This is a genomic window from Nocardia sp. NPDC004068, from assembly GCF_042874315.1.
In the GTDB taxonomy this organism is placed as follows: Bacteria; Actinomycetota; Actinomycetes; order Mycobacteriales; family Mycobacteriaceae; genus Nocardia.
On sequence record NZ_JBIAMW010000006.1, the window covers coordinates 70,619 to 97,253 of the forward strand.

24 protein-coding genes and 1 other RNA gene are annotated in these 26,635 nt (G+C 70.1%); 14 read left to right on the forward strand and 11 right to left on the reverse strand.

What is annotated here, in order from left to right:
• The first annotated feature begins 66 nt into the window (after positions 1–66).
• Positions 67–474: RNase P RNA component class A (gene rnpB / locus ACFYTQ_RS16380), an RNA gene on the forward strand.
• Positions 475–858: 384 nt separating this feature from the next.
• On the opposite strand, the gene ACFYTQ_RS16385 is transcribed toward rnpB, so the two are convergent.
• The 3 genes from ACFYTQ_RS16385 to ACFYTQ_RS16395 form a co-directional block, all read right to left on the reverse strand.
• Positions 859–1,719, reverse strand: a complete 861-nt coding sequence (locus ACFYTQ_RS16385; protein WP_387361415.1) for an NmrA/HSCARG family protein — start codon at positions 1,717–1,719, stop codon at positions 859–861.
• A gap of 80 nt (positions 1,720–1,799) precedes the next feature.
• Positions 1,800–3,107, reverse strand: coding sequence for a hypothetical protein (locus ACFYTQ_RS16390; RefSeq protein WP_387361417.1), 1,308 nt, complete (start codon positions 3,105–3,107; stop codon positions 1,800–1,802).
• A 1-nt stretch (position 3,108) separates the two neighbouring features.
• Complete coding sequence (locus tag ACFYTQ_RS16395; protein ID WP_387361418.1) at positions 3,109–3,870, reverse strand: hypothetical protein; 762 nt, start codon at positions 3,868–3,870, stop codon at positions 3,109–3,111.
• 181 nt (positions 3,871–4,051) lie between these two features.
• Here ACFYTQ_RS16395 and ACFYTQ_RS16400 point away from each other — a divergent pair, with 181 nt between their 5' ends.
• The 3 genes from ACFYTQ_RS16400 (at position 4,052) to ACFYTQ_RS16410 (ending at position 7,369) form a co-directional block, all read left to right on the forward strand.
• Positions 4,052–4,855 carry a slipin family protein gene (locus tag ACFYTQ_RS16400; RefSeq protein ID WP_387362268.1) on the forward strand — a complete coding sequence of 268 codons (804 nt, stop codon included), beginning with the start codon at positions 4,052–4,054 and terminating at the stop codon, positions 4,853–4,855.
• An 820-nt stretch (positions 4,856–5,675) separates the two neighbouring features.
• On the forward strand, positions 5,676–5,912 hold the full coding sequence (locus ACFYTQ_RS16405) for a hypothetical protein (RefSeq protein ID WP_387361420.1): 237 nt from the start codon (positions 5,676–5,678) through the stop codon (positions 5,910–5,912).
• Between the two features lie 14 nt (positions 5,913–5,926).
• Positions 5,927–7,369: an RNB domain-containing ribonuclease gene (locus ACFYTQ_RS16410; protein WP_387361422.1), complete on the forward strand. Its 1,443-nt coding sequence runs from the start codon at positions 5,927–5,929 to the stop codon at positions 7,367–7,369.
• A gap of 113 nt (positions 7,370–7,482) precedes the next feature.
• Here the strand turns inward: ACFYTQ_RS16410 and ACFYTQ_RS16415 are convergent, their stop codons facing one another.
• Genes ACFYTQ_RS16415 through ACFYTQ_RS16430 form a run of 4 tightly spaced genes read right to left on the reverse strand, consistent with a single transcriptional unit; the run spans position 7,483 to position 10,311 of the window.
• Positions 7,483–8,346 (reverse strand): CHAD domain-containing protein, encoded by an 864-nt coding sequence (locus ACFYTQ_RS16415; RefSeq protein ID WP_387361424.1) that lies wholly within the window; start codon positions 8,344–8,346, stop codon positions 7,483–7,485.
• Positions 8,343–8,909, reverse strand: a complete 567-nt coding sequence (locus tag ACFYTQ_RS16420; protein ID WP_387361426.1) for a hypothetical protein — start codon at positions 8,907–8,909, stop codon at positions 8,343–8,345. The genes ACFYTQ_RS16415 and ACFYTQ_RS16420 overlap by 4 nt, the downstream gene beginning before the upstream one ends.
• A complete protein-coding gene (pip, locus tag ACFYTQ_RS16425; protein ID WP_387361428.1) occupies positions 8,906–9,868 on the reverse strand; it encodes a prolyl aminopeptidase in 963 nt (320 codons plus the stop codon). The genes ACFYTQ_RS16420 and pip overlap by 4 nt, the downstream gene beginning before the upstream one ends.
• Positions 9,868–10,311 carry a hypothetical protein gene (locus tag ACFYTQ_RS16430; protein ID WP_387361430.1) on the reverse strand — a complete coding sequence of 148 codons (444 nt, stop codon included), beginning with the start codon at positions 10,309–10,311 and terminating at the stop codon, positions 9,868–9,870. Before ACFYTQ_RS16430 ends, pip begins: the two co-directional genes overlap by 1 nt.
• Positions 10,312–10,447: 136 nt before the next feature.
• On the opposite strand from ACFYTQ_RS16430, the gene proS reads away from it, so the two are divergent.
• Entirely contained in the window at positions 10,448–11,887 is a 1,440-nt protein-coding gene (proS, locus tag ACFYTQ_RS16435; RefSeq protein ID WP_387361432.1) for a proline--tRNA ligase, read from the forward strand.
• 207 nt (positions 11,888–12,094) lie between these two features.
• Here proS and panB read toward each other — a convergent pair whose 3' ends face one another.
• A complete protein-coding gene (gene panB / locus ACFYTQ_RS16440; RefSeq protein ID WP_387362270.1) occupies positions 12,095–12,943 on the reverse strand; it encodes a 3-methyl-2-oxobutanoate hydroxymethyltransferase in 849 nt (282 codons plus the stop codon).
• Between the two features lie 146 nt (positions 12,944–13,089).
• Here panB and ACFYTQ_RS16445 point away from each other — a divergent pair, with 146 nt between their 5' ends.
• The gene (locus ACFYTQ_RS16445) at positions 13,090–14,637 is read left to right on the forward strand and encodes an alpha/beta hydrolase (RefSeq protein ID WP_387361434.1); all 1,548 of its coding nucleotides are present in this window, start codon (positions 13,090–13,092) and stop codon (positions 14,635–14,637) included.
• Here the strand turns inward: ACFYTQ_RS16445 and ACFYTQ_RS16450 are convergent.
• Positions 14,624–15,526, reverse strand: coding sequence for an NAD(P)H-binding protein (locus ACFYTQ_RS16450; RefSeq protein WP_387361436.1), 903 nt, complete (start codon positions 15,524–15,526; stop codon positions 14,624–14,626). The genes ACFYTQ_RS16445 and ACFYTQ_RS16450 overlap by 14 nt on opposite strands.
• An 80-nt stretch (positions 15,527–15,606) precedes the next feature.
• Here ACFYTQ_RS16450 and ACFYTQ_RS16455 point away from each other — a divergent pair, with 80 nt between their 5' ends.
• From ACFYTQ_RS16455 to ACFYTQ_RS16470, 4 genes are all read left to right on the forward strand, one after another.
• Positions 15,607–16,281: a TetR/AcrR family transcriptional regulator gene (locus ACFYTQ_RS16455; RefSeq protein WP_387361438.1), complete on the forward strand. Its 675-nt coding sequence runs from the start codon at positions 15,607–15,609 to the stop codon at positions 16,279–16,281.
• A 35-nt stretch (positions 16,282–16,316) separates the two neighbouring features.
• Positions 16,317–17,654: a type I glutamate--ammonia ligase gene (gene glnA / locus ACFYTQ_RS16460; protein ID WP_387361440.1), complete on the forward strand. Its 1,338-nt coding sequence runs from the start codon at positions 16,317–16,319 to the stop codon at positions 17,652–17,654.
• 82 nt (positions 17,655–17,736) lie between these two features.
• Positions 17,737–20,748, forward strand: coding sequence for a bifunctional [glutamine synthetase] adenylyltransferase/[glutamine synthetase]-adenylyl-L-tyrosine phosphorylase (locus ACFYTQ_RS16465; RefSeq protein WP_387361442.1), 3,012 nt, complete (start codon positions 17,737–17,739; stop codon positions 20,746–20,748).
• Between the two features lie 141 nt (positions 20,749–20,889).
• Positions 20,890–22,263 (forward strand): bifunctional lysylphosphatidylglycerol flippase/synthetase MprF, encoded by a 1,374-nt coding sequence (locus ACFYTQ_RS16470; RefSeq protein ID WP_387361444.1) that lies wholly within the window; start codon positions 20,890–20,892, stop codon positions 22,261–22,263.
• Here ACFYTQ_RS16470 and ACFYTQ_RS16475 read toward each other — a convergent pair.
• The gene (locus tag ACFYTQ_RS16475; RefSeq protein WP_387361446.1) at positions 22,226–22,381 is read right to left on the reverse strand and encodes a hypothetical protein; all 156 of its coding nucleotides are present in this window, start codon (positions 22,379–22,381) and stop codon (positions 22,226–22,228) included. The genes ACFYTQ_RS16470 and ACFYTQ_RS16475 overlap by 38 nt on opposite strands.
• Between ACFYTQ_RS16475 and ACFYTQ_RS16480 the strand changes: the two genes are divergently transcribed.
• Complete coding sequence (locus ACFYTQ_RS16480; protein WP_387361448.1) at positions 22,380–22,640, forward strand: hypothetical protein; 261 nt, start codon at positions 22,380–22,382, stop codon at positions 22,638–22,640. The two genes, ACFYTQ_RS16475 and ACFYTQ_RS16480, sit on opposite strands and share 2 nt — an antisense overlap.
• Here ACFYTQ_RS16480 and ACFYTQ_RS16485 read toward each other — a convergent pair.
• Positions 22,589–24,109, reverse strand: coding sequence for an FAD-dependent monooxygenase (locus tag ACFYTQ_RS16485; protein ID WP_387361450.1), 1,521 nt, complete (start codon positions 24,107–24,109; stop codon positions 22,589–22,591). The two genes, ACFYTQ_RS16480 and ACFYTQ_RS16485, sit on opposite strands and share 52 nt — an antisense overlap.
• Before the next feature lie 72 nt (positions 24,110–24,181).
• On the opposite strand from ACFYTQ_RS16485, the gene ACFYTQ_RS16490 reads away from it, so the two are divergent.
• The 3 genes from ACFYTQ_RS16490 to ACFYTQ_RS16500 all read left to right on the forward strand — a co-directional run bounded on the left by ACFYTQ_RS16490 (position 24,182) and on the right by ACFYTQ_RS16500 (position 26,565).
• Positions 24,182–24,847 (forward strand): TetR/AcrR family transcriptional regulator C-terminal domain-containing protein, encoded by a 666-nt coding sequence (locus ACFYTQ_RS16490; RefSeq protein ID WP_387361452.1) that lies wholly within the window; start codon positions 24,182–24,184, stop codon positions 24,845–24,847.
• A 96-nt stretch (positions 24,848–24,943) separates the two neighbouring features.
• Positions 24,944–25,339 (forward strand): YciI family protein, encoded by a 396-nt coding sequence (locus ACFYTQ_RS16495; RefSeq protein ID WP_387362272.1) that lies wholly within the window; start codon positions 24,944–24,946, stop codon positions 25,337–25,339.
• The gene (locus tag ACFYTQ_RS16500) at positions 25,336–26,565 is read left to right on the forward strand and encodes an RNA polymerase sigma factor (RefSeq protein ID WP_387361454.1); all 1,230 of its coding nucleotides are present in this window, start codon (positions 25,336–25,338) and stop codon (positions 26,563–26,565) included. The genes ACFYTQ_RS16495 and ACFYTQ_RS16500 overlap by 4 nt, the downstream gene beginning before the upstream one ends.
• Positions 26,566–26,635 lie beyond the last annotated feature (70 nt).

Consider the following 26,635-nt stretch of genomic DNA (forward strand, 5'->3'; position numbering starts at 1 on the left):
CTCGGGGGGACGGGCGTCCGTGCCGGAATCCCGCGGCGGGCAACCGTGGGGCATAATCTGTCCCGACGAGTCGGTCGGGCGGCCGCGTCGACGGGAACGGGCACGGTGGTGTCGCTGCCCGTCGCCGAGGAAAGTCCGGACTCCACAGAGCAGGGCGGTTGCTAACGGCAACCCGGGGTGACCCGCGGGACAGTGCCACAGAAAGCAGACCGCCGGCGCGCACAGCGCCGGTAAGGGTGAAACGGTGCGGTAAGAGCGCACCAGCGCCCCGGGTGACCGGGGCGGCTAGGTAAACCCCGCCCGGAGCAAGGTCGAAGGCCGCACTCCCCGGAGTGCGGCTGCGCAGGTGTCCGAGGGCTGCTCGCCCGAGCCTGCGGGTGGACCGCTCGAGGTGCCCGGCAACGGTGCACCCAGATGGATGGCCGCCCCCGGTTTCGACCGGGACAGGATCCGGCTTATAGACCGACTCGTCCTCACTTTCTTTTGGTCACGGCGGTGGGCGGCGCAACGGGCTTGTGCCGGGGCCATGTGTCGAAGTCCATGAGGTCCGGGTGGAGGAGGCGTGACCTCCTCGCTCACATATGCGGCCGGAGCAGGTCCGAGCCCGTGCGCCGAAGTTGGGTGTCGACGTTCGTGAGGTCCCGGTGGAGGGATCGCGACCCCTCTCGCTCACAGCAGCGCCGGAGCAGGTCCGAGCCCCTGCGCGTGAAGCCGTGCGCCGAAGCCCATGAGGTCCGGTGGAGGGATCGTGACCTCCTCTCGCTCACAGCAATGGGCGGAGCAGGTCCGAGCCCCTGCGCTGAAGCCGGGTGTCGAAGTTCGTGAGGTCCGGGTGGAGGGATCGCGACCTCCTCTCGCTCACAGCAGTGGGCGGAGCAACTCCAAGCCCGTGCGTTGGAGCCAGGTGTCGAAGTTCATGAGGTCGGGGTGGAGGGATCGTAGTTCGGATATGTCGACGTCGGGGATGGTGCCGTCGGTGGAGTTGAGGAGTTCGTAGCCGCGGGCGAAGCGTTCGTTGATGCGGCGGAGGTCCTCTATCGAGCGTTGGCGGTAGGGGACCGGATGACCTACGGCCGCAGTGAGTTTGGCGGCCACTTCGGGTGGGGTGAGGGCGTCGCCGACGAGTTCGAGGGTGCGGGCGCGGAAGCGGGGTGGGTCGGTGAAGGCGCGGGTTGCGATCGCGCCTATGTCGTCCAGGGCGATGAACTGCTGGCGGATGTGGGGGGCGAGCGCGGTGCGGAGGGCGCCGGAGTGGACGCCGACCGTCTCGGACTGGGTGTAGAGGTTCTCCATGAACGAGCTCGGGCGCAGGATGGTGGCGGAGACGCCGAGCGCGGTGAGGTGCTGTTCGATCTCCCACTTCTCGCCGCCGATGCGGTCGGCGCCCAGGGCGGAGCTGTAAACGATATGGGCCACATCGCGTTTCGCGGCGGCGTCGGCCAGGAGCTTGCCCGCTCGGATTTCGTCCTGGTCGGGGGAGATGGGGCCGGGGTGCACGATGTAGAGGCCGTAGGCGCCCTCGAGGTACCGGTCGATGGTCGCCTCGTCCTCGAAGGTGCCCTCGACGACTTCGGCTCCGGCCGTCGCCAGGGCTCGGGCCTTGGGTGCGGTGGCGTCGCGGGTGAGTGCGCGGACCGGCCAGCCTTGGGCCAGAAGGTGTTTCGCGACCGCGCCGCCCTGTTGTCCGGTCGCGCCGGTGACGACGACGAATCTGTCCATGATCGTTCCCTCTCGATTAAGCGGAGCGTGCGCCCCGCTTGGGAACGATACGGAACGTGCGCCCCGATTTCTAGTCCCCGTCAGGCGCGGCGGCGGCGCGCGGCCTTGGCGGCGCCCGCGCCCGCGAGGATGGAGATGATCAGGTAGCTCATGGTTCGCATGGTGTTCCAGTCACCCGGGATCGGTACGGGGGGAGGGGGTTTCGGGGTTTGGCGGGCGGCGGCTCGCGGGGGCGCCGGGGGAGCGGGCGGGGGTGCGGGTTCGGGTGGTGCGGCCGCGAGGACGGCGGGTGGGGGCGGTGGGAGGGGTGGGGGTGTGGGTGTTGCCGGGGGGATCTGGAGCGGGAGTTCGGGGACGTTGGGGACGGGGATGAGCAGGAGGCAGGTCAGGAGGGCGCTTCCGGTGGCCGCGCTGCCGACCGCGGCGCTGCCGAGGCCGGATTCGCTGGAGGCCAAAGCGGATCCAGTGCCGACGAGGCCGGAGCCGGAGGCTGAGCCGGGGGCGATGAGGCCGGAGCCTGTGCCTGCGAGACCTGCGGCGAGGGCTGAGCCTGTGCCCGCGAGCTCTGAGCCGAGTGCTGAGCCGGTGCCCGCGAGCCCTGAGCCGAGGGCTGAGCCGGTGCCTGCGAGCCCAGGGCCGAGTGCTGAGCCGGTGCCCGCGAGTCCGGATCCGAGTGCCGAGCCGGTCCCCGCGAGCCCGGCACCAAGGGCTGAGCCGGTGCCTGCGAGCCCAGGGCCGAGGGCCGAGCCCGTGCCTGCGAGCCCTGAGCCGAGGGCCGAGCCCGTGCCCGCAAGTCCGGATCCGAGCGCCGAACCGACGCCTGGCAATGCCGAACCCAGCGCCGAACCCGTGCCCGCGAGCCCTGACCCGAGGGCCGAACCGACGCCCGGCAGAGCCGAGCCCAGCGCGGAACCCGTGCCCGCGAGCGCGGAGCCGAGCGCCGAGCCGGTACCGAACAAGCTGGAACCCGCACTCCCCCAACCTGATCCGGTCCCGCTACCCGTGGCCAGCGCGAGCAGCAAAGCCGACCCACCGAGGACGGCGCTTCCGGCGCACGCGGTCTGCACGCTGCCGGTGGCGGGTCCGGGGATGGCGATGGGGGTCTCCGCTGGCGTCTCCGGTGCGGGTGCGGGAGTTGTACGGGCCACGGGATTCGGCTTGGCCGCGGGCGGTTTGAGCGTCGCGGAGCCGAGCTCCAAGGGGATCCCGAGATCCTCGCCGGAACTCCCCGTATCGGCCGATCCGGGCGCGGCGCTCCCGGTGCCGAAGGGGAGGCCGGGCACCGGGGGTTGCGCGACCGCCGACGGACCCGAGAACAACAGTGCCGCGGGGACGGCGATGCCCACTATCGCGCTGTCCCGCAATGTCTTTCGCGAAAACCCGGTCATGTCACGTCACCTGGTCGTAGTTGGACAGCGCGTTCTCGAAGGCGTCGCGGGGGACGACGGTCAGGTGGGAGAACGGTCGTTCGAGGTGGTTGATCTGCAACAGGACCAGGCCGATGACGAGGCCGAGCAGGCCGATCATCAGGACGTTCTTGAGGGTGACGCGGAAGCCGGAGAAGACGGGGTTCAGCAGTACCAGAACCGTACCGAACCACAGTGCGATGGTGAGGAATTCGGGGATCCCGCGACGGACGTCGACGGCTCGGTCCTGGCGCGCGGCGTTGATCTGGCGGACGCTGTCGAGGGCCTTGTCACGCAGATCCTTCGCGGCCTCGTCGTCGGCGGGCAGCGCGGAGACGGTGTCGCGCAGGGATTCGAGCGTGCGTTGCGGGGTCGAGCTGAGGCGGCCCTCGTGGTCCATGACCGTCCACTCCTGGCCGAGGACCTGTTCGGTGTAGTCGCGCACGAGCCCCTGGACGCGCTGCCGGTCCTGATCGGGCAGCTCGTGGGCGATCCAATAGGTGTCGATCAGCGCCTTGGACTCCTCGACCGTGTGGCTCTCGGCGTTGTCGTACTGCTGCCAGCACAGCACCACGACGAAGGCGACCACGGCCACGAAGAAGGTGTTGATCATGTCGAACACCATGCCCCCGGCGGCGTGGTCGTCGGATTGCTGCCAGGAGCGGGGCCACGCCCGTGCCCCGGCCACGAAGACCGCGATAGCGATGGCCGCGGAGACGACGGCGACCAGCAGCGCCTGAATCATCGGACCCCCACCCTTTCCCGAAAACCGACCGGCCTTAATGCATTACGCGACCAACACCGGCTGACAAGATCGAAATCAGCTGCAGTCACTGGATATTCGTTGCCGCGGCGTCATCGGATGGTGCCATCATCGATGGATGAGCCCGGCCTCGGCGTGTCGGGCGCGCGCGTGGCGGTGGAACATGGATGTGCTGGTGATCCTCGGGGTCGTCCTGATTCTGGGGGTGGTGCTGGGCGCGCTCGTCGCCGGTACCGGACTACGGGTTGTGGAACAGTTCGAGCGGGGTTTGGTGTTCCGGTTCGGCCGGGTGCGCGCGGTCCGCGATCCCGGTCTGCGCCTGCTGATTCCGTTCGTCGACCGCATGCGCAAGGTGCCGATGCGGCTGGTCACCATGCCGGTGCCCGCGCAGGAGGGCATCACCCGCGACAACGTCACCGTGCGGGTCGACGCGGTGGTGTACTTCAAGGTCGTCGATCCGGTGCAGGCCGTGGTCGAGGTGCAGGACTATCTGTTCGCCGTCGCCCAGGTCGCGCAGACCTCGCTGCGCTCGATCATCGGCAAGAGCGAACTCGACGATCTGTTGTCCAATCGCGAGCAGCTGAACAAGGGCCTCGAGCTCATGATCGACAGCCCCGCGCTGGCGTGGGGCGTGCACATCGATCGGGTCGAGATCAAGGACGTCGCGCTGCCGGAGTCGATGAAGCGCTCGATGTCGCGGCAGGCCGAGGCCGAACGGGAGCGGCGGGCCCGGATCATCACGGCCGAGGGCGAATTGCAGGCGTCGCAGATGCTGGCCGAGGCGGGCGCCACGATGTCGAGCGCCCCGGCCGCGCTGGAACTGCGCCTGTTGCAGACGGTGGTCGAGGTGGCGGCGGAGAAGAATTCGACGCTGGTGCTGCCGTTTCCGGTGGAGCTGTTGCGGTTTCTGGAGCGGTCGACGCCGGAGCCGGAGCGCTCGGACGACCGCGGATATCGGGAAAAGTGAAGGGCGGCACCGGAATCGGTGCCGCCCTGGCCGGTCCGCAACCGGCGGGATGCGAGGTGCCGGGTCAGCCGACCGGGTTGATGACGAAGATCTGGGCCCAGTAGGTGGCCTGCTCGGGGCCGAGCAGTGGCAGCAGGTAGTCGTAGACGATGGACGACATACGGTGCGGAACTCCCTTGGTTGTCGACGTGGTTGGTGCATGGGACCGACCGGTCCCGCGGCACGGGCCACAGTAGCAGTGGAGCGGGGGCGGCGCAGGTGCGCTGGGTGTGGGGGTCGCGCGGGTGTGCGACCGGGCTGCCCCTTCGATGGTGTGCCGGGGGGAGTTATTCGGATCGGCTCTTGATCTTGATGGGTGCGAGGCGGCGCTCCGGTGACGCGGAGGTGCTGATTCGGGCAAAGGGTACCAATCGGTTTCCCGCGAATTCGGCGGCGCGCCGGTGCGGGACGACTGCGGGGGCGCTACGGTCCGGAGACGGGAATCCCGAGGCACCCCGGGCCTCGAGCGGATAGGGGTGGCGTCCGCCACGTTTGGAAAGGGGGACGTCCGGTCGAACGCGAGGCCGACGGGGTGCGGCTCGCCGGGACGCGCGCGAAGATCCTGGCTCGACTGGATTCGGCCGTGACAAACGTCATAGAGTGTTGCGCGTTGGAAGGTTCCGTTGTCGGGGGGCAGCAACGGAGCTGTGGGTGTCAACGACGTCGGAAAGCAGGTTCTGTCTCTATGCGAGTGGTTCGCAAGTTGGTCGCCGGTGCCATGATTGCCGGTGCTGCTTCGGTTTTGGCTGTGTTGGGGGCCGGGTCCGCGTCGGCGGTCTCGGTGACTCCGTTGCCGGGTGGGGTGCAGGTCGACCTCAGCCCGGGGGACACCCAGTGGGTGCACCAGACCCACATCGGGAACGCCATCGCCACGCTGCCCCATCCGTCGGCCGCGTCGTTCGGGCAGGCGCTGAACTCGGCGGCCGATCTGTCCGCGCAGTACCCGGACGGCCGGGTCGTGTTCACCGTGTACGGGCCGTTCGATCAGTTGAACGGCACGATGCTGGCCCTGCAGTAGGTCAGCGCCCACGCGTGGAGTTGCATCAGCGGATCGTCTCGGCGCCGGTCGACTTCGGCGCGGTACGAACCGAATTCGGACTGGCCTCGGATTATCCCGCCGAGGCCGTCTCGGAGGCCCGCGACGCGGTCGACGCGTTCGCGGGCTCCCGGGCCGATCGCCGCGACATTCCCCTCGTCACGATCGACCCGCCCGGCGCGCTGGATCTGGACCAGGCGCTGGCTCTGGAACGAACACCCACCGGCTTCCTGCTGCATTACGCCATCGCGGATGTGGGAGCCGTCGTCGCGCCCGGCGGGGCGCTCGCCCGCGAATCGGTGAAGCGGGGTCAAACCTTCTATCTTCCCGACGGCACCGTGCCGCTGCATCCGCCGGTGTTGTCGGAAGGGTCCGCCAGCCTGTTGCCGGATCAGGACCGGCCCGCGGCGCTGTGGACCATCGAATGCGACGAACAGGCTGAGCCGCAACGGTTTTCGGTGCGACGCGCGCTGGTGCGCTCCCGGGCCCGGCTCGATTACGCCGGGGTGCAGGCCGATTTCGACGCCGGGCGCGCGCATCCCTCGATCGCCGCGCTGCCCGAATTCGGGCGGCTGCGCATCGAGGCAGGGCTCGCGCGGGGCGCGATCGGGCTGCGACTGCCCGCGCAGTCGGTCGTGCCGGACGGGCGGGACGACGGCGCGCCGCCGAAGTGGCGGCTGGTGCTGGAGCCGCGGACGCCCGCCGACGATTGGAACGAACAGGTCTCGCTGCTGACCGGGATGTGCGCGGCGCGGCTCATGCTCGAGGCCGACGACCGGGACGGTCCGGGGTTGCTGCGCACGATGCCCGCGCCGTCGCGGTCGGCGCTCGAGACTATTCGGCGCACCGCGGCCGCGTTGCAGGTGGACTGGCCCGCCGAGGTGCCGGTGTCGCGGATGCTGGCCGGGCTCGATCCGAACGCGCCCGCGGGGATGGCGTTGATGTCGGACGCCACCTCGTTGTTGCGTGGCGCCACGTACACGGTGCTGGGGGACGGGGCTCCGGAAGACTTGCGGCACAATGGAATCGGGGCACCCTACGCGCATGTTACCGCGCCGTTGCGGCGGTTGGGGGATCGTTTCGCCACCGAGATCTGTCTTGCTCGTTGTGCCGGTGCACCGGTGCCGTCCTGGGTGCGCGATGGGCTCGGGTCTGTGGTGGAGAGCATGCGGCGCAGCGACGCGCTCGCGGGCAAGGTCGAACGGGCCTGCATCGATCTCACCGAGGCCACGGTGCTCGCCGCGCGGGTGGGGGCGGTGTTCGACGCGGTGGTGGTCCGCGAGGCCAATGGCAGTCGGCCCGCGGAGATCTTCGTCGCCGAGCCCCCGGTGGCAGGCCGCTGCCTGGGCTCTCCGCCGGAAGGCTGGCGAGTCCGCGTCCGTCTGGTGGAAGCCGAACCCCCGTCCCGCTCCGTCGTTTTCGCCTTCCCCGCCGACTGAGCCCCCGGCCTGGCAACCCAGCCGCACCCCTTATTCGAATCCGCACCCGTTGTGTAGCCCTGCAAGGGGTGCGGATTCGAATAAGGGGTGCGGCTGGGTTCGTGGGCGGGGGGTCAGGGTTTGTGGTGGAGGAATGAGGTGGTGGTGGGGTAGTCGGCCAGGGCCTTGCGGGCGGCGGTGGCCTCGGAGCGGTAGAGGTCGTCGTAGGGGGTGGGGTCGGCGCCTCGGGCGGCCGCGGCCGTGGCGCGGGAGCGGATGGTGGCCATGGCCTCGACGGCGTCGCGGTGGTCGCCCAGGACGGTTTGGAGTTTCTTGGCGCTCTTGCCGAGTCGTTCGGCGGGGCCGTCGAGGACGGGGGTGGCGGCCTCGGCGGCGTAGCGGAGGCGCTTGGCGGCCTTGCGGATGTCGTGGAGGTGTTCGATACGGTCCTCGTCGGGGACCTTCGGTTCGGCGCGGACCAGGGCGCGCAGGTTGCGGAAGTCCTTGCGCAGCACCTTCGTGAAGACGTCGGTGGCGTCGGCCTTGGCGAGGCGGCGGCGCAGCGGGGGATCGTCGCGGAGTTTCAGGAGTCGTTTGCGCAGGCGGGCGTAGCGGTCGCCGTCGAGGGCGCGCAGCACGTCCTTGTGGGCGCGGGTGTAGCGGGCGCGTTCGGTCGAGACCAGCCGCCAGCCCACCCGGCGCTGTTCGGCCGGTTGTTCCTCGGCCAGTGCGGCGAAGCGTTCGGCGCGCACCTCTGCGTCCCGAGCCACGCCCAATATCCCTGCCAGCCAACGCAATTCGTCGCGCAGCTCATCGACTTGCGCCCGGTGGAAGGCCTTTCGATACGAGCGCAGCACGCTGCGCAGCCGCCGCGTCGCCACCCGCATACTGTGCACCGAGTCCGGATGATCGGCGCGCACCTCGGGTTCCGCCGACAACAGCCGATCCAGATCCTCGGCCAACGCGGCCGTCAAGGCGGGCCCAGCGGTCGTCTTCATAAGCGCTCCCCGAATGTGTCCGCCGCCGCGACCAGGAGATGGGCCGAATCGGACTCGCCCACAGCAGGTCTGGCGGCAACGCTCGAGGCCCCCGTCCGCACCGGGGTGGTCGCGATCGGGCGGTGGGTCGGCCCGCCCGTGACGGATTCGGCGAGGGTGCCAATAGCCCGCTCCCGGTTGGGGTTGGTGGTCGCGATCGGGCGGCTGGTCGGCTTGCTCATGACGTATCCGGCGAGGGTGCCAATAGCCCGCTCCCGGATAAGGTTGGTGGCCGCGATCGGGCGGCTGGTCGGCTCGCTCGCGACATATCCGGCGAGGGTGCGAATAGCCCGCTCCCGGTTGGGGGTGGTGGTCGCGGTCGGGCGGCTGGTCGGCTCGCCCGGGACGAATTCCGCGAGGGTGCGCATAGCCCGCGCCTGGTTGGGGTTGGTGGCCGCGATCGGGTGGTGGACCGGCCCGCACGGGACGGGGTCGGCGGCGGCGCACATAGCCCGCTCCCGAATCAGGACAGTGGCCGATTGGTAAGTCGGCCCGCCCGAAACGAATTCGGCGCTGTCTCTCATCGAACCTCCTGGAACTTGTCGGTGGCCTCGATCAGGTGGTGGGTTGTGCCTGGTTCGCTGGCGGCGTGGCCGGCGTCGGGGACGAGGTGTAGTTCCGAGTTCGGCCAGGCTCGGTGGAGGTCCCAGGCGCTGATCGCGGGGCAGACGATGTCGTGGCGGCCCTGGACTATGACGGCGGGGAGGTGGGCGATGCGGGTGATGTCGCGGAGGAGTTGGCCCTCGTCGAGGAAGCCGCCGTGGACGAAGTAGTGGTTCTCGATGCGGGCGAAGGCGAGGGCGAAGCGGGGTTCTGCGGATTCGGCGACGCGATCCGATTGGGGCAGTAGCGAACTCGTCGCGCCCTCCCAGGTGGACCAGGCGATGGCGGCGGCCGTGGCGACCGACGGGTCGGGGTCGTGGAGAAGGCGGTGGTAGGCGGCGACCAGGTCCGTGCCGCGCTCGGATTCGGGGACGGGGGCGAGGAACTTCTCCCACTCGTCGGGGTAGACGTATCCGGCGGCGCCATTGTAGTACCAGTCGATCTCCTTGCGGCGCAACAGGAATACCCCGCGCAGCACGAGTTCGGTCACCCGCTCGGGGTGGGTCTGGGCGTAGGCGAGGGCGAGGGTGGAGCCCCAGGAGCCGCCGAACACCTGCCAGCGGTCGATGCCCAGATGCGCGCGCAGGGCCTCGATGTCGGCGACCAGATGCCAGGTGGTGTTGTGCTCGAGGCTCGCGCCGTCGGCCACGTGCGGGGTGGATCGGCCGCAGCCGCGCTGATCGAACAGCACGATGCGGTAGGCGCGCGGATCGAAGAACCGGCGATGGAACGACGCGGTGCCGCCGCCGGGTCCGCCGTGCAGGAAGACCACCGGTTTGCCGTCGGGGTTACCGCTCTCCTCCCAGTAGATCCGCTGCCCGTCGCCCACGTCGAGCCAGTCCTGGCGACGCGGTTCGAGGGGCGGGTACAGGGTGCGCATCAGAACGCGATTCCCGAGGCCAGATCCTGCAATTCGAGCGCGCGCAACGCCTCGGTCCGCACGTCGGGGCAGTTCTTGGTGGTGAGGCGGTCCACGACCGCCTTGTCGCCCAGCACCTGCAGATTGATGCCGCCGTTGCGGGCCGCCCAGTCGTGCACGGTGATGTTGAGCGCGACCCGGCCCAGCGTCGGGCCCTGCACGCGCCAGTCCGACAGCTGCGGGGACAGCGCGTCGCAGAGTTGTTTGCCCACTTCGTCGTTGAGCTGCAACGGCGTCGGATTCGCGCCCGTGCCCGGCGCGGCGGTGCCGCTGGGGTGCGGGACGGTCGCGGTCGCCGATCCGCTGGTTCCGGCGGAGCCGGACGATCCGTTCGTGCCGCCCCCGCATCCGGCGATCAGCGCGGCCGTGACCAGGGCGGCGGCCGCCGCCGCTCCGCGAGTCATCCAACGGGTCTGCGACATCTGTTCCCTTTGCTCGATTCGTGCTCGTCGGTCTCCGAGTTTGCCACTGATCGCGCCCCGTCGCCCGTAGCTCGGAGGCCGGAATCGGAAACCGGTGCGGCGGCAGTACCCTCGCACCATGGCACGGGATGAGCGCGGTGTGACCGCCCAGAGTGAGGACTTCGCTGCCTGGTACAACGAGGTGGTCTTCAAGGCCGGCCTCGTGGACCGTGGCCCGGCCAAGGGCACCATGGTGATTCGACCGTACGGGTACCGGTTGTGGGAGCGGTTGCAGGCCGAACTCGACGGCCGCATCAAGGACACCGGCCACGAGAACGCGTACTTCCCGCTGCTGATCCCGGAGAGCTATCTGAGCCGCGAGGCCCAGCACGTCGAGGGCTTCTCGCCCGAACTGGCCGTGGTCACCCACGCGGGCGGGAAGGAGCTCGAGGAAGCGCTGGTGGTGCGGCCCACCTCGGAGACCATCATCGGCGAGATGATGGCCAAGTGGATCGACTCCCATCGTGATCTGCCGCTGCTGCTCAATCAGTGGTCGAATGTGGTGCGGTGGGAGTTGCGGCCGCGAATGTTCTTGCGTACCACAGAGTTTCTGTGGCAGGAGGGGCACACCGCGCACGTCGACGCGGCCGACGCGCTGCGCGAGACCGAACTCGCGCTCGGGCTGTATCACGAGGTGGCGCGGGATCTGGCCGCGATGCCGGTGATCCCGGGGGAGAAGACGCCCGGGGAGCGGTTCGCGGGGGCGGTGTCCACCTACACCATCGAGGGGATGATGCGCGACGGCCGCGCCTTGCAGGCGGGGACCTCGCACTACATGGGCACGAACTTCGCGGCGGCGTTCGGCATCCGCTACACCGGCGAGTCGGGCCGGGAAGAGTTGTGCCACACCACATCCTGGGGGATGAGCACGCGGATGATCGGCGGCATCGTCATGACGCACGGCGACGACAAGGGGCTGGTGTTCCCGCCTCGGCTCGCGCCGTATCAGGTGGTGATCGTGCCGATCACGCGCGGCGGCAACACCGAGGTGGAGTCCGCGGCCGACGAGCTCGCGCGGCGGCTGCGGGCGGCCGGGATACGCGTGCACGTGGACGCCCGCCCGCAGCTCACGCCGGGATTCAAGTACAACGAGTGGGAGATGCGCGGGGTCCCGATCCGGCTCGAACTCGGGCCGCGCGATCTCGAGGCGGGCACCGCCCTGCTGGTGAAGCGCCTCGGCGACGAGGGCAAGCGGGCGATCGCGCTCGACGCGCTGCCGACCGAGCTGCCCGCGATCCTCGACGAGTTCCAGGAGTTCCTGCTCACCCGCGCCACCGAATTCCGCGACACCCACACCCGCACCGTCGACGACTGGGACGCCTTCGTCGAGGCGGTCGGCACCGGCTGGGCACTCGCCCTGCACTGCGGGACCCCCGCCTGCGAGGACGACATCAAGGCCCGCACCGCCGCCACGCCGAGATGCATTCCGCTGGAAGCGGATTCGGCGTCCGGGTCCTGCGTGCGCTGCGGTGCGCCCGCGGTATACGGCAAGCGCGTGATCTTCGGCCGGGCCTACTGACTCGCCGGACCCCGGCCCAACGACCCGAGAGTGGGTGCCCACTGCCCAACCCGGCCCGGATGAGGGCCGGGCCGGGGTGAGAGAGAGCTGGGCTCTGAAGAGAACCACGCCTTGAGCAGAGCCAGGCCCTGGAGAGAGCCGGGCATTGGAGAGCGGGCCAGGCCCGGGGGACGGGCCTGGCCCGGAGGGTGGTGGGCCTGGGAGGGGTCAGAAGCTGTGTTCGGGCCCCGGGAACGTCCCCCGGCGTACCTCGTCGGCGTAAGTCGCTGCGGCGGAGCGCAATTGGTCGCCGAGTTGGGTGAAGTGCTTGACGAAGCGGGCGGTTTTGCCGCTGGTGTACGCGGCCATGTCCTGCCAGACCAGGACCTGGGCGTCGCAGTCGGCGCCGGCGCCGATGCCGACGGTGGGGATGGTCAGCTTGCGGGTGACCTGGGCGGCCAGTTCGGCGGGGACCATCTCCATGACGACGGCGAACGCGCCCGCCTCCTGGACGGCCAAGGCGTCGGCGATGAGTTGCTCCGCGCTGTCGCCGCGGCCCTGCACCCGGAAACCGCCGAGGGTGTTGACCGACTGGGGGGTGAAGCCGATGTGCCCCATCACCGGGATGCCCGCCGCGGTCAGGGTGGCGATCTGATCGGAAACCCGTTCGCCCCCTTCGAGTTTGACAGCCTGCGCGCCGCCCTCCTTCATCAGCCGCACCGCCGCGTCGAAGGCCCGCTGCGCGGAGATCTCGTAGCTGCCGAACGGCAGATCGGCCACCACCAGCGCGTGCGGGGCGCCGCGCACGACGCCGCGGACGAGCGGGATGAGTTCGTCGAGCGAGATCGGCACGGTCGTGTCGTAGCCGTAGACCACGTTGGCCGCCGAGTCGCCGACCAGCAGCACCGGGATCCCGGCCTCCTCGAACAGCTTGGCCGTGGAGTAGTCGTAGGCGGTGAGCATGGCCCACTTGTCGCCCGCGGCCTTCATCTGCCGCAGGTGCTGCACTCGCATCTTCTTCCGGGCGGGAGAAGTCTTCGGTGCGCCACCGTAGGCAGGGGTTTCCTGTTCGGACATCATCGTCCCTTTCGTTGTCTCCTCGAGGCCCGATACGGGTCCCCGGGTTGATGTGACCCATCCAGTCTGCCACCGGGCCGCGGGGCGATCGAAGGCGTGCCGACCATGCAATTGGTCACAGGAACCGGGATGGCAGGATCGCTCGCATGCCGTTGTTGCGCTCCGGCCGGGTGGCCGTCCTGGTGTTCCTGACGTGCCTGGCCGCGGCCTGCACCGTGTCCGGTAAGGAGGAGCCCGCGCCCGCGTCGCCCGGCGCGCCGACGCCCGCCGCGCTGGACCGCTACTACCACCAGACGCCGCGGTGGGAGGGCTGCGAGAGCTATGTCGACGATCCGCAGATCCGGCTGCCGCGCGGCATCGAATGCACCCGCGTCACGGTCCCGGTCGACTACGACAAACCCGACGGCAGCACCGCCCAGATCGCGCTGTCCCGAATCAAGGCCAGCGGCGACCGGATCGGCTCGGTGCTGTTCAATCCGGGCGGGCCGGGCGTGAGCGGGCTGCCGATGGCGACCCAGGGCGGCGGCACCCCGCTGGCCGAGCGGTTCGACCGGGTCGGCTTCGATCCGCGCGGGGTGGGCGCGTCCACCCCGGCCATCACCTGCCTGACGGCCAAGGAGTGGGACGACCAGCGCGCCGAACCGCCCAAGGACTACTCGCCCGCGGGCATCGCGGCCAGCGAGCAGGAGAACAAGGAGTTCGCCGCGCATTGCAGCGAGCGGACCGGCAACGAGTTCCTCGCCCACGTCGGCACCCGGGACGTGGTGCAGGACATGGACGTCATCCGGGCGGTGCTCGGGGATCCGAAGCTCACCTACGTCGGCTACTCCTACGGCACCCGGCTGGGTTCGGCCTACGCCGAGAAGTTCCCCGACCGGGTGCGCGCGCTGGTGCTCGACGGCGCGATCGATCCCGAGGAGCAGCCGGTGCGCGAGTCGCTCGAACAGGCCGCGGGCTTCCAGAAGGCGTTCGACGCCTTCGCCGCCGACTGCGCGAAGAACGCCGACTGCCCGCTGGGAACCGATCCGGCGCAAGCGGTTTCGCGGTTCCGGGCGCTGGTGGCGCCGCTGTGGGACCACGCGCTGCCGACCAAGGACGGCCGCCCGCTGACCTACGGCGACGCCGTCATCGGCGTGCAGGACAGCCTCTACTCCGAGGACCGCTGGCAGCTGCTCAGCGCCGGACTCACCGAGATCACCCAGGGCAAGGGCGATGTGCTGCTGGCGCTGGCCGACGACTACGACAGCCGCCGCCCCGACGGCACCTACACCAACTCCCAGGACGCGTTCCTGGCCATCCACTGCGTCGACGATCCGGCGATCAAGGACCGCGCGGTCGCCGATCAGGAGGACGCCGACCTGCGCAAGGTCGCGCCCTTCCTCGACGACGGCCACGCCAGCGGGCACGCGCCGCTGGAACTGTGCGCGTTCTGGCCGGTGCCGACAACCCGTGCGCCGCACAAGGTTTCGGCCCCCGGCCTGCCCAAGACGGTGGTCGTCTCCACCACCCAGGACCCGGCGACCCCGTATCAGGCGGGGGTGAATCTGGCCGCGGATCTCAACGCGGCGTTGATCACCAACCGCGGCACCCGGCACACCGCCTTCCTGTCCGGCGGGGTGCCGTGCGTGGACAACGCGGTCTTCGACTACCTGATCGAGTTGAAGGAGCCGCCCACCGGACTCACCTGCGGCTAGCGGCGCGCACCGCCGGGGCGAGGGTGTCGGCGCACCACTCCCGGAATGTGGTCGGGGCGTCGAGCGCGTGTTGCGGCGTGCGGACGATATCGCCGTCCATGCGGGCGTCCTTGGCGGTCATCATCTCGACCATGCCGCGGATCACCGCATCCGACGCGCCGTTCGCCCGCATCCGCTCCTCGAGGGCGGCGACGGGAATTCGCTTGTAGCGCACCGGGGTTCCGAGGACGTCCGAGGCGATGGCGGCCATATCGTCGAGGGAGAGGTCCTCGGGGCCGAGGGCGGGGAACTCCCGCTGCCCGGTCCAGGTGGCGTCGAGCAGCAGGCGGGCGGCGATCGCGGCGATATCGCGCACGGCGATCGTGGGGGCCTTGCGCTCCGGGTCGACGATGTCGAAGAACATGCCCTGTTCGGCGATGGCCGGGACCTGCCGCAGCAGGTTGTCCATGAACGAGGGCAGGGCCAGCGCCCGGTACGCGACGCCGGTGCTCATCAGCAGATCGTCCATGGCCAGCGACGCGGTGACGTGCCCGGCCCGGTCGGCGTGCGCGGTGCCGCGGCCGAGGGCCGAAATGCTCACCACGCGTTGGATTTTCGCCTCGCGCAGCGCCTCGGCCGCGGGGCGGGAGAAGCCGACGAACGCCTCGTGCAGATCCGGGGCGCGGAAGTCGGGCGGCAGCAGCCAGAACAGGGTGTCGGCGCCGTCGAAGGCGCGGGCGACGACCTCGGCGTCGCCGTGCGAGCCCCGCACGATCTCGACGCGATCGCGCACGTCGGCGGGCAGCCGCGCCGGATCGCGGACGATGACGCGAACGGGCTGGTCACCGGCCAGTACATTGGCGAGGACCTGGCGGCCGATATTTCCGGTGGGAGCGGTGATGACGATCAAGGGATGTCTCCGAGGGAGTGAGTCGGAATGTCCAACAAAGTAAACTCTACCGTACCGTTTACTTTTTGGGGAGTCCCGCGATGAGCCCGCCCGCCGAACCGCAGCGCCGCGGCGCCGAACTGCGCCGCCACATCCTGTTCGCGGCCAAGGACGTCTTCCTCGAGGCGGGCTACGAGCGGGCCTCGATGGACACCGTGGCCGCGCGGGCGGGCACGTCCAAGCGCTCGCTCTACGCCCACTTCGCCAACAAGGACCAATTGTTCGGCGCGGTGCTGGATTTCATCCGGGAGCTGTATCTCACCCGGTTGCAGACCCCGGCCGACTACGCCGAGGATCCGGCCGAGGCGGTGACGCTGTTCTGCGCCCGGTTCCTCCAGACCGTCGTGTGGTCGCCGCAGGTGCGCACGTGCCGGTTGACCATCGCGGTGGCCGAACGGTTGCCGGAGAGCTCGACGGCGTATTTCCAGGCCATCTTCGGCAGCGGCGCCGAGCGGCTGGCCGCGTATCTCGCCGATCGATACACTCTGGACTCCGCGGCCGCCGCCGCGCTGGCCGAGGACCTGCTCGCGCGGACCGTGCTGCCCCGGCTGATGCGCACGTTGCTCGGCGTGGAGGAGGTGCTGACCGACGAGCCGGTGCTGGAAGCCCTCCCGGAGCAGGTCGATGTGGCGGCGGTTCGAGGACTGGTGAACGACGGTTTGGGGAGTCTCGGGCCCGGCGAAACACGCCGGAATGGCGGGGAACCGGCCATGTAACACGGATTTAACGCCACATGCCTACGCTCGCGGCTATGGATCGCCAGAAGGAATTCGTGCTGCGGACGCTCGAGGAGCGGGATATTCGCTTCGTACGGCTGTGGTTCACGGATGTCTTGGGGTATCTCAAGTCGGTCGCGATCGCTCCCGCCGAACTCGAGGGCGCCTTCGAGGAGGGCATCGGCTTCGACGGCTCGGCCATCGAGGGTTTCGCCCGCGTGTCGGAGGCCGATATGGTGGCCAAGCCCGATCCCTCGACATTCCAGGTGCTGCCGTGGTCGACCAGCAAGGGTCACCAGCATTCGGCGCGCATGTTCTGCGATATCGCGATGCCCGACGGGTCGCCGTCGTGGGCCGATCCCCGGCACGTGCTGCGGCGGCAGCTGAACAAGGCCGGTGATCTGGGCTTCAGCTGCTACGTGCACCCGGAGATCGAGTTCTTCCTGGTGAAGTCGGTGCTGGACAACGGCAATCCGCTCCCGGTGGACAAGGGCGGCTTCTTCGATCAGGCGGTCCACGACGAGGCGCCCAACTTCCGCCGCCACGCCATCGACGCGCTCGAGTCGATGGGCATCTCGGTGGAGTTCAGCCATCACGAGGGCGCGCCCGGTCAGCAGGAGATCGACCTGCGCTACGCCGACGCGCTGTCGATGGCCGACAACGTGATGACCTTCCGCTACCTCATCAAGGAGGTGGCGATCGACGAGGGCGTGCGGGCGACGTTCATGCCCAAGCCGTTCGCCCCGCATCCGGGTTCGGCCATGCACACGCACATGAGCCTGTTCGAGGGCGAGCAGAACGCGTTCGCCGACCTCGACGACCCGCTCAACCTCTCCGAGACCGCGCGCGCGTTCATCGCCGGAATCCTGGAGCACGCCAACGAGATCAGCGCGGTCACCAACCAGTGGGTCAACTCCTACAAGCGGCTGGTGCACGGCGGCGAGGCGCCGACCGCGGCGTCCTGGGGCCGGTCGAATCGCTCTGCGCTGGTGCGGGTTCCGATGTACACCCCGAACAAGCAGTCCTCGCGCCGGGTCGAGATCCGTAGCCCCGACTCCGCGTGCAACCCCTACCTGACCTTCGCGGTGCTGTTGGCCGCGGGGCTGCGCGGCATCGAGAAGGGCTACACGCTCCCGCCCGAGGCCGAGGACGACGTGTGGTCGCTGACCTCGGCCGAGCGGCGGGCCATGGGCTTCCGCGAACTGCCCGGCAGCCTCGACGAGGCGCTCAAGGCGATGGAACGCTCGGAGCTGGTCGCGGAGACGCTCGGCGAGCACGTCTTCGACTTCTTCCTGCGCAACAAGCGCCGCGAGTGGGCGGGCTATCGTGCACAAATCACGCCCTGGGAGCTCCAGGAGTACCTGGATCTCTAGTCGGAGGCACGAACTGAGAACAATATCTCCGATAGCTTCGGGCGCGGTCCCGACGGCGGGTCGCACCCTGTAGTTTGAAGGCATGGTACGGCCACCGACTGCCCGTTCCGCGGTGCCCGGTGCCGGTCGGCTCGGGTTGCTCGAGCCGACGGCAGGCGCTTCGTTGCGAGAACTGGCGTGGGACAACGTCGAGAGTGTTCCGCTGCTGTGGGCGTTGTCGCGTGCGCCGGACGCCGATCTGGCGCTGCTCACGCTGGTCCGGCTGAAGGAACGGCTCAAAAGCGATTGGCCCGCACTGGATTCCGCGTTGCGGACCGAGGTCTCGCTGCGCGGTCGGCTGTTCGCCCTGATCGGCTCCTCGACCGCGTTCGCCGATCATCTGGTGGCCGATCCCACCTGCTGGCAGCTGCTGCGCCGCGACGAGCTGCCGGACCGCGACGAACTGATCGCCGATCTGCTCGCCGCGGTGGAGGCGGCGCCCGAGGAGGGTCCGGCCGCCGGGCCCATGGTGCACCGGGCCCGCATCTCCGGGCCGGACTCGATCTCGTTGCTGCGCAAGCGATATCGCGATCATCTCATGCTGCTGGCCGCGCACGATCTGGCCGCCACCGTGGAGAACGAACCGGTGCTGCGGCATCAGCAGGTGGGTCGGCAGCTCACCGATATGGCCGACGCCGCCCTGACCGCCGCGCTGGCCGTGGCGATCGCGCGGATCTGCCCGGACCGCCCGGCGCCGGTGCGGCTGGCGGTGATCGCGATGGGCAAATGCGGTGCGTGCGAACTGAATTACGTCTCCGACGTGGACGTGGTCTTCGTCGCCGAACCGGCCGACACCGTCGCCACCCGGCTGGCGGCGGAGCTGATGTCGGTGGCGGGCAACGCCTTCTTCGAGGTCGACGCCGCGTTGCGCCCGGAGGGGCGGGCCGGTGCGCTGGTGCGGACGCTGGATTCGCATGTGACGTACTACAAGCGGTGGGCGCGCACGTGGGAGTTCCAGGCGCTGTTGAAGATGCGCCCGGCCACCGGCGATCTCGAGCTGGGCGAGCAGTACCGCGACGCGCTCATGCCGATGGTGTGGAGCGCCTCGGAGCGACCCGACTTCGTCGCCGACGTGCAGGCCATGCGGCGGCGGGTGGAGGATCTGGTGCCCGCCGATCTGCGCGAGCGCGAGCTCAAACTCGGGCACGGGAGCCTGCGCGACGTCGAATTCGCCGTCCAGCTGCTGCAATTGGTGCACGGCAAGGCCGACGAGTCGCTGCACGTCCAGGGCACGGTGGAGGCGCTGACCGCGCTGGCCGACCGCGGCTATGTCGGCCGCGACGACGCCGCCAACCTCACCGCCTCCTACGAATTCCTGCGACTGCTCGAACACCGCCTGCAATTGCAGCGGCTCAAGCGCACCCACACCCTGCCCGCCCCCGACGACGAGGAGGGGATGCGCTGGCTGGCCCGCGCCGCGCACATGCGGCCCGACGGGCGGCAGGACGCGGTGGGCGTGCTGCGCAGCGAGATCAAGCGCAACACCATGCGGGTGCGCCGCCTGCACGCCAAGCTGTTCTACCGGCCGCTGCTGGAATCGGTGGCCCGGCTCGACGCCGACGCGCTGCGGCTGAGTCCGCAGGCCGCCGTGCGGCAGCTGGCCGCGCTCGGGTACGCCGCGCCGGAGAACGCGCTCGGCCACCTCAAGGCGCTCACCAACGAGGTCGGCCGCAAGGGCCGCATCCAGGCGCTGCTGCTGCCCACGCTGCTCGAATGGCTCGGCGACACACCGAATCCCGACGCCGGGCTGCTCGCGTACCGGCGGGTCTCCGAGGGGCTCGACGATCAGATCTGGTTCCTGCGCGAACTGCGCGACGAGGGCGCGATCGCGCAACGGCTGATGATCGTGCTGGGCTGCTCGGCCTATCTGCCCGATCTGCTGATCAACGCGCCCGAGACCATCCGCATGTTCGCCGACGGGCCGGACGGTCCGCTGCTGCTGTCGACCCGGCCCGATCAGGTGAGCGAGGGCATCCTCGCCGGGACCGCCCGCTACAACGAACCGCGCCGGGCGATCGCGACCGCGCGCTCGCTGCGCCGCCACGAACTGGCCCGGGTCGCCTCGGCCGACGTGCTCGGGATGCTCGAGGTGCCGCAGGTCTGCAAGGCGCTGTCGTCGGTGTGGGTGGCGGTGCTCGAGTCCGCGCTCCAGGCCGTCATCCGGGCGAGCGAGGCCGAATTGGGCGGTCCCGCACCGGCTTCGCTCGCGGTGATCGGGATGGGTCGGCTCGGCGGCATGGAACTCGGCTACGGCTCCGACGCCGACGTGCTGTTCGTGTGCGATCCGCGGCCCGGCGAGGACGAGACCATCGCGGTGAAGTGGGCCATCGGCGTCGCCGAACAGGTGCAGCGGCTGCTCGGCGCGCCGAGCACCGATCCGCCGTTGCAGGTCGACGCGGGCCTGCGCCCGGAGGGCCGCAACGGGGCGCTGGTCCGCACGCTGGCCGCCTACGACGCCTACTACCGGCAATGGGCGCAGCCGTGGGAGGTGCAGGCGCTGCTGCGCGCCCATCAGGTCGCGGGCGATCAGGAACTCGGCGTGCGGTTCCTGCGCATGATCGACGCCGTGCGCTACCCCGAGGGCGGCGTGTCGGCCGACGCGGTGCGCGAGATCCGGCGCATCAAGGCGCGGGTGGACTCCGAACGGCTGCCGCGCGGGGCGAATCCGGCCACCCACACCAAACTCGGGCGCGGCGGCTTGGCCGATATCGAGTGGACCGTGCAGCTCATGCAGCTACGGCACGCGCACGAGGTGCGCGCCCTGCACAACACCTCCACGCTGGAAACCCTCGACGCCATCGAGCGGGCCGACCTGCTCGACCCGGCCGACGTGGCGCTGCTCCGCGACGCCTGGCTCACCGCGACCCGCGCCCGCAACGCGCTGGTGCTGGTCCGGGGCAAACCGACCGATCAGCTGCCCGGCCCGGGGCGGCTGCTGACGGCCGTCGCGCGGGTGGCGGGGTGGCCGCGCGACGACGGCAGCGAGTTCCTGGATCACTACATGCGGGTCACACGACGGGCGAAAACGGTCGTCGAGCGCGTTTTCGGCGGATAATCCGGTTGCGGGGAACAGCCGCGAGACGATATCGGTTGGAAGTGAATTGGGAGCGCGCACCGCGCCGCCGAGGGGTTGGTCCTCACCCGGGGCCTGCGTTCCGCATAGTGTGTCGTTGGTAGGACCATCGGGAGGACGACCATGGCGGACACCAACTCTGCCCTGACGGGTTACCGCACCTACAGGGACGCGGCGCTCACGCCGACGCGTGCGGTGCGGGTGCCGTTGATCACGGTGTTGTTGCTCGTGGGCGTGGTGCTGCTGTACGCCGCCGACCGGGCCGCGCAGGACGGGGTGAACCGCGGCTGGTTCGTGGCGGTGTCGATCTCCGGGCTGGGCGTCGCGCGCGGGCTGCATCTGCGGCGGCCGATCACGTTGCCGCACTTCACCAGTGCCGTCATCGTGCTCGGGGTCTCCAATATCGCCTATCGCGGCGACCATCACGTCGTCGGATTCGTGTGCCTGGCCTCCACCGGTTTCGTGCTCATGCTGCCGCAGGGTTCGCGCCCGCAGCCCGATCAGCGGTGCCGGATCGCGGCCCTGGTCGACCGCACGGTGGCCGATCCGCTGGCGCCGTTCGCGCTGCACTCGGCCAAGTCCTACTTCTTCAACGCCGCCGCGACCGCGGCCATCGGCTACCGCACCCGGTTCGGCATCGCGGTCGTCGCGGGCGATCCGGTGGGCGATCGGGCCGAGTTCGCGGGGCTGATCCGGGAGTTCTCCGAGTTCGCGGGCAAACAGGGGTGGCGCATCGCGATCCTCGGCGCGAGCCCCGAGCTGAGCGAGCTGTGGCGCACGCGTGCCACCGATCATCATGGGCTGCACGCCATTCCGATCGGGCGCGACGTGGTGGTCCAGGTCGGCGAGTTCGATATGGTCGGGCGCAAGTTCCGCAATCTGCGCCAGGCGGTGAGCCGCACCCGCAACTTCGGGGTCAGCACCGAGATCCGCTACGAGCGCGAGCTGGAACCGGCGTTGCGCGACACGCTGTTCGACATCGTCGACGAGTGGGGTTCGGGGCGGCAGACCCGCGGGTTCTCGATGATCCTGGATCATCTTCTGGACGGCCGTAATCCGGGGATGCTCGTGGTGCTGGCCCGCGACGCCGAGGGTCGGGTGGTGGGTTTCCAGCGTTACGGGTCGTCCAATCACGGGGCCGAGCTGAGCCTGGACGTGCCGTGGCGGCGCAAGGACGCCCCCAACGGGCTGGACGAGCGCATGATCGTGGATCTGGTCGACTACGGCCGCGACAAGGGTGTGGAGCGAATCTCGTTGGCGTTCGCGGCGTTTCCCGAGCTGTACGCCGAGAAGGACCGCTCGCGCACCCGGCAGGGCCTGTACGTGCTGGCCCGCACGCTCGATCCGATGATCCGGCTGGAGTCGCTGTATCGGTTCCTGCGCAAGTTCAACTCCTTCGGCGATCAGCGGTTCGTGCTGATCCGCTGGCGGGAGTTGGTGTTCACGGCGGCGGCCCTGCTCACCCTCGAGTTCGTGCCGCACCGCAAACAGGTCTGAGGCGCGGTGCCGGGCGGCCGGTGAGCCGCCACAGCGGGGGCGAGACGACCAGCGGCAGGGTGCCGACGTAGGCCACGGTCAGCAGGCGGACCAGGCCACCGGCGAAGAAGATCAGCATGAGCAGGTGGATGACCCCCACCAAGAGAGCGCTTTTCGCGGCCATCTACCAGGCCGCGGCCGACGCCCTGGTGGCCCTGGTCGATCTCGACACCACCGGGCTGGACGGGCCGGGGCGGGAGGCGGTGGGGAGCGTTCTGATGGCCTGGTTGCGGTTCGTGCACACGCTGTCGCTGGAGTGGCTCGAGCGCGGGACTTTGAGCCGAGATCAGTTGCGGGACAGTTGCATCGGGGCGTTGGCGGGGGCGCTGGGAGCCTGAGGGTCGGCGGGGCCGAACCAGGTGGTGAGGGCCGCGGTGAGGTCGGTGGTGTCGGCCCAGGCGACATGGCCGTCGGGGCGGACGAGGATCGCGGGCGGGAGGTCGATCGGGCCGGTGCCGGGGAGGGTCGGGCGGTCGCCGTCGTAGCGGGCGGAGACGATGTCGACGCGGTCGTGCCAGCCGCGGGCGGCCGCGGTGAGATCGGCGGGGTGGCCGAGGTCGAGCAGCAGCGGGCGGGCGGAGTGCAGCAGGGTGAACAGGCGGGTGGCGCCCGCGGCGGTGCTCAGATCGAGGTCGGGGACGCGGCGGCCGAGCAGGGGGTGGGTGTCGCCGAGGTCGTAGCGGATGTCGAGGGCGGCGATCATGCCCGCGAGGCGGGCATTGACGTCGGTGAGAGTCAGCAGGTCGGTGAGGGTTTCGCGCAGCGCGTCGGTGTGGGTGTCCGGGCGGCCGAGCGCGGACTGGGCGCGGGTGTTGTGCAGGACGCGGGCGGCGACCGGGTGGCGTTCGTCGTGATAGGTGTCGAGCAGGGCCTCGGGGGCGCGGCCGGTGGCGACGGCGGCGAGTTTCCAGCCGAGGTTCACCGCGTCCTGCGCGCCGAGGTTCAGGCCCTGGCCGCCCGCCGGGAAGTGGATGTGCGCGGCGTCGCCCGCGAGCAGCACGCGGCCCGCGCGATAGCGGTCGGCCTGGCGGGCCGCGTCGCCGAAGCGGGAGACCCAGCGCGGGCGGTGCAGGCCGAAATCCGTTCCGGCGATGCGGATCATGGCCCGGCGCAGATCCTCGACGCCGACGGGCGCGTCGCGGTCCATCGGCCGGTCGTATTCGGTCGTGATGAGCCGATACCAGCCCGGTTCGAAGCCGATGACGGAGAAATTGCCGTGCTCGCGGCGCTCCTGGAAGAGGGATTCGGCTGGGGGACAGGCGAGTTCGACATCGCCGAGGATGCAGGTCAGGGTGGCGTCGGTGCCGGGGAAGCCGATGCCCGCCAGCTTGCGGACCGCGCTGCGGCCGCCGTCGCAGCCGACGATGTGATCGACTGTGCGGCTGTGGATTCCGTCCGGGCCGCGTAGCGTCACGGTGACGTCGCCGGGGTGTTGCTCGATGCCGGTCACCTCCGTCGACCAGCGCACCCGCGTGCCGAGTTCGGCCGCGCGCTCCTCGAGCAGCCGCTCCACCCGGTGTTGCAGCAGGACCAGCGAATACGGATACCGGGTCGGCAGCTCGGCGAAATCCAGTGCGAGACCGGAGAAGTGGCCGATCTGCCGGATCTGCCCCGCTGCCAGGAAGCGGTCGAGCAGGCCGCGCTGATCGAGCACCTCCAGGGTGCGCGGGTGCAGGCCGCCCGCGCGGGACTCGCCGGAGCGCCGCTCCTGTCGGTCCACGAGCACGACTTCGATTCCGGCCGTTCGCAATTCGCAGGCCAGCAGGAGACCCGTCGGACCCGCACCGGCGATGAGCACGGTCGCCATGGCGACCACCTCCTTAACAACGTTAAATAGAACGCTGTTAAGGATGCATTGAACGCTGTTAAGCTGTCAAGCGTGCCGAAGTCGAAGAACGCCCCGCCCGTCAAGCTCACCGTGGACCTCATCGCGCGCACCGCGTTGGAGTTGCTCAACGAGGTGGGTCTGGACGGGCTGACCATGCGGCAGTTGGCCGCGCGGCTGAATGTGCAAGCGCCCGCGCTGTATTGGCACGTCAAGAACAAGCAGGAGCTGCTCGACGCGATGGCCACGATCATGTACGTCGACACCGTCGCGGATATCGAGGCGCCCCGGCGGGGGGAGAGCTGGCAGGAGTGGGCGGCGGGGTGGGCGCGGCGGCTGCGGCGCACGCTGTTGCGGTATCGGGACGGGGCGCGGGTGTTCGCGGGGACGGCGGCGAGCGATCCGGTGGTGTTCCGGACCGTGGAGCTGACGTTGCGGACGTTGTGCGACGCCGGGTTCTCGCTGCGGGACGCGGCGCGCGGATTTCCGGCGGTGTTGCACTACACGGTCGGCTTCACCATCGAGGAGCAGGCGCGGTCGGGGCTGGCGTACGACGCGGACAATCCGTATCGGCGGATGGGGGAGGTGGTCGACCCCGAGCGGTTTCCGCTGACGGCGGCGGCGCTGGGGGATCTGTTCGATCCGGACACCGATGCCGGATTCGACGACGGGCTGCGGGTGGTGCTGGCGGGGTTGCGCGTGTTCGGTGCGCGGGAATAGCGTCCGATCAGGGTTGTCCGGAAAGCGGTCGTTGCTTCGACGTATCCGTGAACGGCGCCGACGGGGCGCCGGGCGAGAGGAGTGGACGTGAAGTACATGATCCTGAGTTACGGTTCGCAGCGGGACTACGACGGGATGGGCGGGGCGGGCGAATCGCCCTGGACGCCCGAGGATTTCGCGCGGTTGGCGGAGTTCATGACGGCGTTCAACAAGGAGTTGGAGGAGTCCGGCGAACTCGTGGAGACGCGGGGGCTGGCCGCGCCGGTGCACACGCGGCGGGTCGGCAATCGGGACGGGCAGGCGTTCGTGACCGACGGGCCCTATGCCGAGACCGAGGAGGTACTGGCCGGGTATTGGATCGTGGAGTGCGCGAGCTTCGATCGGGCCGTCGAGATCGCGGGGCGGTTGCAGAACTGTCCGGCTCCGGACGCGGTGTACGCCAACGCCTATGCCGACATCCGGCCGATCGCGGAGTCCGCGGACGAGATGTGACCGGGCGCGGTGAGCTCGAGGACCTGCTGCGCGACCTCGCGCCGCGGGTCCTCGGCGCGCTGGTACGGAGGTACGGGCATTTCGATACGGCCGAGGACGCGGTGCAGGAGGCGCTGCTCGCGGCCGCGACACGGTGGCCTGCGCAGGGGGTGCCGGACGAGCCGCGGAACTGGTTGATCACCGTCGCCGCGCGGCGGCTGACCGATCTGTTGCGCAACGAGCAGGCCCGGCGGCAGCGGGAGGAGGTCGTCGCGCACTGGGCGTTGCCGCGCGATCGGCTCGCGGCGCCCGCCGATCGGCCGCCGGACGGGGACGATACGGTGATCCTGCTGTTTCTGTGCTGCCATCCGGCGCTGTCGCCGACCGCGCAGATCGCGCTGACGCTGCGGGCGGTCGGGGGGCTCACGACCGCGGAGGTCGCGCGGGCGTTCCTGACCTCGGAGGCGACCATGACCCGGCGGATCAGCCGGGCCAAGGCCACGATTCGCGACAGCGGCATTCCCTTCGCCGTCCCCGCGCCGGAGGAGCGGGCCGCCCGGCTGGCCGCGGTGCGGCACGTGCTCTATCTGATCTTCACCGAGGGCTACGCCGCCACCTCCGGCGCGGAGCTGCATCGGGCCGAATTGTCCACGGCCGCAATCCGTCTCACCAGGTTGCTGCATCGCCTGCTGCCCGAGGACGCCGAGACCGCGGGCCTGCTGGCGCTCATGCTCCTCACCGACGCCCGCCGCCCCGCCCGCACCACACCCACCGGCGATCTCATCCCCATGCACGACCAAGACCGAAGTCGTTGGCGCACAAAGGATATCGCCGAGGGCATCGCCCTGATCACCGCCACCCTCCCGCGCGGCCCCCTCGGCCCCTACCAACTCCAGGCCGCCATCGCCGCCCTCCACGACGAGGCCCCCGACTACGCCAGCACCGACTGGCCCCAGATCACCGCCCTCTACGAACGCCTCCTCACCTTCTCCGACAACCCGGTCGTAGCCCTCAACCACGCCGCGTCCGTCGCCATGTCCCACGGCCCCGAGCCGGCCCTCCGCCTCCTCGACCAGATCTCCCCCCGCCTCCCCGACGACCACCGAGTAGACGCCACCCGAGCCCACCTCTTGGAAATGCTGGGCAACTTCCCCCAAGCCCGCACCACCTACCGCACCGCCGCCCAAAAGGCCCGCAGCCTCCCCCAACAGCGCTACCTCAACGCCCAGGCCGACCGGTTGGAGTAACCCCTCGCTTCGCTCGGGGACAGGGGGAGGGGCGCCCGGGGTAGGGGAGAGGCGCCCGGGGACAGGGGAG